Source organism: Nosocomiicoccus massiliensis, from assembly GCF_000438455.1.
Classification (GTDB): domain Bacteria; phylum Bacillota; class Bacilli; order Staphylococcales; family Salinicoccaceae; genus Nosocomiicoccus; species Nosocomiicoccus massiliensis.
In genome coordinates, this window is record NZ_CAVG010000052.1 from 1 (window position 1) to 3,463 (window position 3,463).

Sequence of the window (3,463 nt, forward strand, 5' to 3'; positions counted from 1 at the left end):
ATCCATTGATAATTACCCCGTCAAACTTCCAATGATTTGTTCTAAACGCTCTTTAACACGGCTATTAGTCTCTATTTGTCTTTGCCATTGTTTATCCTTTGCTATGGTTAATAACTCTTCTGTACGCTCTAACTGTTCTTCGTGCTGTGGTAAGAATTGCTTACTGGTACAGAAGTGAGTGCAATCTAAGCATGCATTCGCATGTGGACAACCACCTGATATTACTGGCAATCTACAATAACCATTTGGAAGCACTTGTGCATTTATATTTTTCTTGAACCATTGAAGCACTACATCATCGACTTCACTATCATCATCTAGATTGAGCACATCTCCTCCTAAACTACTTTAACTACTATTATTTATTATACTATGGTTAATAGGTCAGCACTTGGATGATTATGTACACATACTATCGCAGTACATGAAGTAAGCAATGCTCGGTTAAATATTTCTTTTGGACTTACTAAAGTTGAATCAACAGTTCCTTTAAATAATGTTTCTTCATAAAGTACCTTATATTTAGTGCTTAAAAATAGAACATGTTTTAATTTCATTAATATGGTTATATAAATAGTAAGAACATTTAGAAATGAGTGTTAATATGTTTACATTAATTAAAAACGCAGATTTATTTACTCCAAAGTCATTAGGCAAAAAAGATATTTTATTTACTCAACATAAAATTTTAAAAATCGATGATCAAATAGACGTCACCGACCTTCAAAAGATGTTTACTGTTAAAATCATCGATGCTAATAATAACTACGTCGTTCCTGGTTTTATTGACCCACATATCCACTTACTCGGTGGTGGCGGTGAAGGTGGTTTCCATAAGCGTACACCTGAAGTTCAACTCAGTGACCTTATAAAAAGTGGTTTAACAACTGTCGTTGGACTACTCGGAACTGACGGCACGACGAGACATGTTTCATCCCTACTCGCTAAAGCGCGTGGATTAGAAAAAGAAGGTGTCACTACTTTCATTTACACAGGAAATTATGACGTACCTACACCGACAATTACAGGGAACGTTAAAGACGATATTATTTTAATCGATAAAATCATCGGTACTGCTGAAATTGCAATAGCCGATTCACGATCAGGTCAACCGAGTACGCATGAACTCGCAAAAATTATTGGAGATTCTCGTGTTGGCGGATTAATAAGTGGTAAAGTTGGTGTTACACATTTCCATACTGGACCAGGTAAAGCGTATTTATCACAATTACATGAGGTACTCGATGAGTACGAACTACCTGCTTCAAAGTTATATGCAACACATATTAATAGAAGTAAAGAGCTAATGAACGACGCGATTGCACTCGGTAAAAAAGGATCATTTGTTGACATTACATGTGATTACGATGAGGCATTTGGATGGGTCAAATATTACAAAGAAAATAATGGAGCTCTATCACAACTGACATTATCTACTGACGGTAATGGGAGCTTACCTAAATTTGATGACGATGGTAATCTACTCGGCTTAGACGTCGCACCAACGGATACTATTTTAGAGACAGTGAAAAGAGTCGTACAACATAATATTCTTTCATTAGAAGAGGCTTTACGTTTAGTTACAACAAACACATCTAGAGCTTTAGAATTAGAACATAAAGGAAATATTGCGAAAGACTATGACGCGGATATTTTAATTATTGATAAAGACACATTTAAACTTACAGAAGTATTTATGAGAGGTAGACAGATGATGTCACGTGGTGCTGTCATTGTAAAAGGAACGTTTGAATAATTAAATTAAAAATAGAGATGTTTAATAACATCTCTATTTTTTATGCTCTTAAATTACACTAAAACATCGCAGTACGTTTCGTTAAAATAAATTTCGTACCTGTGACATCATGCGCGATTTCTCCACCTTCAATGTAGATTTTAACTGATCGCGCTTTATGTACATGGTTGTTAAAGTCGCGGTATCTAATTAAAATTCTCGCATTAAACGCTGTTCTTTCTTCGATATAAACGTTTAGTTTAATTACGTCGTGCTCTATAACTCCACGTGAATCCACCGCTGGTGTTCCATATTCATAATCTGTCGTAAAATCATAACCTTCAATTGTAAAATCCTCAAAATGAAACGGATTTGCATTGTTGTTTATAATTCTAAATTGCAGAACACGACGGTTTTGATCGTTCGTAAATGTCTTTACTTCATCGATTTCTAAATAAGGTTGAGTAAGTAACACTTGAGACTTGCCACGAACTCTAAATGCTAAAATTGCTGTCGTAATAGCAATGACTGCAATTATAATCGATAAAATACTAATGACGTCTAGACTTATATCCATATAATCACCACTCTCTTAATTATAATAATAACAAAAAAAGCATGTTTCACGAAGAAAACATGCTTGATTTATTAAATATTATAGGTAAGCACCACATGTAGGCCATGGTTGTGCACCGCGTTGAGCGTATAACATTTGTGCACGCATTGTTTGTTCTTCAGCAGATGCTTGAGAAGCAACTCCTGTACCACCTACTGATGCCCATGTACCAGCGTCAAACTGGTATAATCCATGGTAAGTTCCTGTAGCATCTACGATGTTCGGGTTTCCACCAGATTCACACTTTGCAAGAGCAGCCCAGTTTAAACCATCGTTTGATGATGGAGCTGATGCTTTTGGAGCACTGTACGAATAGTTTGGTTCGTTGTATGAGTAGCTTGGTGCTTCATACGTTTCGTAAGAAGAATAGTTCTCTACTACTGGTGCACTTGCTACATATGATTCGTTGTAGTTAAATGAGTTATCAAAATCAGAGAAATCCGAACCAACTGGTGCGTATTTCCATACCCATCTTTCTCCATCTGATTTAAATTTGAAAGTTGTACCTTCAAAATCAAATGAGATTTCGTAAGCTCCCTCTTGTACTGGTGCTTCGTTTAATTTTTCTGGATTATTGATTGCAAGTTTTGCAAGTTTTGCTTCATCAACATTAACTTCTGATGCATTTGCTTGAACTCCTGCTAATGATGATAAGCTTAAACCAACTGCTAAACCTGTTGTTAAAATTGTTTTCTTCACTATGAAATCCTCCTAAAAAATGTAGAATCATTTCTTTCACTGTACATACTATAGCACGTCTAAATATTACTGTGGTTACAGCAATATTAAGAATCACGCCCATATTTGACAGGATAATTACATAGTATTTCATTACTCAGATACGATTAACAAAAAAATCACCCCAAGCCCTATTTCTATAAGGTTTGAAGTGATTGTGTCAGGCGTGTAACAGATTGTAACAATCGTCATTATACACCTCTTTGATTATCATAAATTAGTGCGTGAAGCTGAGGTAATGGCTTAAAATCATTTGCTTCAGGATCATTTAACACCATTTCCCATAGTTCTTTTAAATCTTTTAATAGACGGTGACTTATATCTCCACCTTCATAAGGGTCTGGATTCCCAACACTCACATAAAAATCTCTATT

At 35.4% G+C, this 3,463-nt stretch carries 4 protein-coding genes and 2 pseudogenes; 1 reads left to right on the forward strand and 5 read right to left on the reverse strand.

Features of this window, described 5'->3' with window-relative positions; translation table 11 throughout:
* Window positions 1-12 precede the first annotated feature (12 nt).
* Window positions 13-336: pseudogene (locus tag TJ68_RS02425) on the reverse strand (transposase); the annotation flags it as partial.
* A gap of 29 nt (window positions 337-365) precedes the next feature.
* Entirely contained in the window at window positions 366-557 is a 192-nt protein-coding gene (locus TJ68_RS08875) for a JAB domain-containing protein (RefSeq protein WP_081643642.1), read from the reverse strand.
* A gap of 47 nt (window positions 558-604) precedes the next feature.
* Between TJ68_RS08875 and iadA the strand changes: the two genes are divergently transcribed.
* Window positions 605-1,756, forward strand: a complete 1,152-nt coding sequence (gene iadA, locus TJ68_RS02430) for a beta-aspartyl-peptidase (protein ID WP_040928543.1) — start codon at window positions 605-607, stop codon at window positions 1,754-1,756.
* A gap of 58 nt (window positions 1,757-1,814) precedes the next feature.
* Here the strand turns inward: iadA and TJ68_RS02435 are convergent, their stop codons facing one another.
* The 3 genes and pseudogenes from TJ68_RS02435 to TJ68_RS08355 all read right to left on the reverse strand — a co-directional run.
* Window positions 1,815-2,312 carry a hypothetical protein gene (locus TJ68_RS02435; protein ID WP_040928544.1) on the reverse strand — a complete coding sequence of 166 codons (498 nt, stop codon included), beginning with the start codon at window positions 2,310-2,312 and terminating at the stop codon, window positions 1,815-1,817.
* 78 nt (window positions 2,313-2,390) lie between these two features.
* Window positions 2,391-3,050: a transglycosylase family protein gene (locus TJ68_RS08080; RefSeq protein WP_052327259.1), complete on the reverse strand. Its 660-nt coding sequence runs from the start codon at window positions 3,048-3,050 to the stop codon at window positions 2,391-2,393.
* Between the two features lie 230 nt (window positions 3,051-3,280).
* Window positions 3,281-3,463, reverse strand: a pseudogene (locus tag TJ68_RS08355) (7-carboxy-7-deazaguanine synthase QueE); the annotation flags it as partial.